Source organism: Kitasatospora sp. NPDC001664 (genome assembly GCF_053596675.1).
Map to the genome: position 1 here is coordinate 1 of NZ_JBSFGS010000089.1, position 2305 is coordinate 2305.

The 2305-nt window shown below is 73.9% G+C and carries 1 protein-coding gene and 1 pseudogene; one reads left to right on the plus strand and one right to left on the minus strand.

All coding sequences use genetic code 11. From position 1 onward, the window contains the following. A pseudogene (locus tag ACWCYY_RS40785) lies at positions 1 to 1090 on the minus strand (hypothetical protein); the annotation flags it as partial. A 682-nt stretch (positions 1091 to 1772) separates the two neighbouring features. Here ACWCYY_RS40785 and ACWCYY_RS40790 point away from each other — a divergent pair. After that, complete coding sequence (locus tag ACWCYY_RS40790) at positions 1773 to 2207, plus strand: hypothetical protein (RefSeq protein WP_449798977.1); 435 nt, start codon at positions 1773 to 1775, stop codon at positions 2205 to 2207. Positions 2208 to 2305: the final 98 nt, after the last annotated feature.

A 2305-nucleotide genomic window follows, 5' to 3' on the forward strand; every position in this document is an offset into this window, starting at 1 on the left:
GGCGGTCCTCGGTGGCGGGGCGGTAGGGCTCCTTCGACGTGTGGCCGTCGTCGTCGGTGGTGCGGTGGGTGTTGTGGCCCTCGGGGTCCAGGCGGTTGCCGATGTCCGGCTTCCCGGGGTCGGTGTCGTGCGAACGCGGGGCGTCGGGGCGGGAGTTGTCGCCGGTGGGGTCGAGCCGGTTGCCGATGTCCGGGCGCGGGGTGCTGTCCGCCTTCGGCACCGTGTTCTGGCCGTCCGGGTTCAGGCGATTGCCCAGGTCCGGGCGCGGCGTGCTGTCCGGCTTCGACGCCGTGTTCTGGCCGTCCGGGTTGAGCCGGTTGCCCAGGTCCGGGCGCGGCGTGCTGTCCGGCTTCGACGCCGTGTTCTGGCCGTCGGGGTTGAGGCGGTTGCCGAGGTCCGGGCGCGGTGTCGTGTCGGGCTTCGACGGGGTGGTGTTCTGGCCGTCGGGGTTGAGCCGGTTGTTGATGTCGGCGGGGCGGGGGTTGGCGTAGGCGGCGCGCGGGTCCGGGCGGTTGGTGGCGGGTCCGCGGTCGGCGGCCGGACGCGGCCCGAACGTCGGGCCGTCGCTGTCGGGGCGGCGCTGCGAGGGCACCGGACCGGTCGGCGTGGCCGGGGCCTGCGGAGCGGTCGGGCGGGACGACGCCGGGGTGCTGGGCGTGGCCGCCTGCGGGGCGCCGACATGTGGAACGGCACCAGGCGCACCCGGAGTGCCGGGCGTGCCAGGGGTGTTGGGAGTGTTGGGGGTGTTGGGGGTCGGGTCGCCCGTGGGCACCGGACCCGGGCGGTGATCCGACGAGGACGGCGAGGGGGCGGTGGTGGTCGCACCCAGACCCGCGGTGTTCAACCTGGGTGTGCCGGCCGGGGAGGACGGGTCCGACGACGGGGTCGGGTTGGGGGTGGGGTCGTTGGCGAACGCGGTCCGCGGGTCCACCCGCGACGGCGCCGGCGCCGTGCCGTCGGGGCCCGGGGTGTGGGAGGGAGCCGGGGTGTGGGTGCGCGGGTCGGTGGCGGTGCCGGCGGGCTCGGACGGCGCGGTGCGCTCCGGAGCAGGCTGCTGCAGGGACGGCGTCGCAGCGTCCGGGCGGGTCACCGCGGGCTCCGGCGCGCTCTCGTGACGCGGCGTCGGAACATCCGCCGACGGCGTGTGGGCGGGCTGCGGCGCCGGGCCCTGATCCGACGGACGCACCGGCCCAAGCGTCGGCGCAGTCGACTCCTGCGACGGACGGGGCACAGCGGACGACTCCTGCGCCGGACGGCCCGGCGCCGGATCGTGGTCAGGCGTGCGCGACGGACCATCGTTCGCGGCAGGACGCGTCGAACCCGAGTCGTGGTCAGGCGTACGCGACGGGCCGTCATTCGCCGCCGGACGGGTCGAACCCGGATCGTGCTCGGGCGTCCGCGATGGACCGTCATTCGCCACCGGACGCGTCGAGCCCGGGTCGTGCTCAGGCGTGCGCGACGGACCATCGTTGGCGGCCGGACGCGTGGAGCCCGGGTCATGGTCAGGCGTGCGGGTCGGGCCGGAGGTGTCCGGCGTCGAACGGCCTTCCGGCGCGGGGGTGTTGGTGCGCCCGGCCCCGTCGTCGTTGCGGGCCGGCGGCGTGCCGTGCTCCGGCGCCACCGGGGTGCGCGAGGGGCCGTCCGTCGCCGCGTCCGGACCCACCCGCGTACCGAACGGGTCCAACGCCGGCGACGGACTCCGCGGCGGCGCCGAGGAATCACCACCCGGCTGCTGCGAAGGCGACGTCTGAGTCGGCGTCGTGGTGTCCCGGGTGCTGGTCGGGGTGCTGTCCGGCGCGGTGCTCGTCGGCCGGGAGGAGGTGCTGCTCGGCGAGGTGGTGCCGTTGTCCCCTGGAGTGCTGTTCGACGACGGCGTGGAGTTGGACGAGGACGGCGAAGAGTTCGACGACGGCGAGGAGCTGGACGGGTTCGACGTAGACGGTGAACTGTTCGACGTGGACGTCGAGTTGGACGGGGAGTTCGACGTCGAGGTGTTGTTGCTGTTCGACGAGCCCGCGTCGTTGTTGCCCGAACCCGGATCGTCACCGCCGTTACGACCCGCCGCGTTCTCCAGACCGTTGCGCGCATGCCGCCCCGCCCGCGAACCCAACCCGTCCCGCAACGACTCCGTGAACGTCTGCCCCGAGTTCTTCACCGCATCCTTGAACTCGTCCGCCCCCGCCTTCCCCGTCCGCCCCAGGTCATAACCATCCTGCGCACCGAAACCCTGGTTCACCGTCTGCGCGATCAAATCACTGATCATCGCCTGAACAGCCGAAACCACCGGCTCCTTCAACGTCTCCAT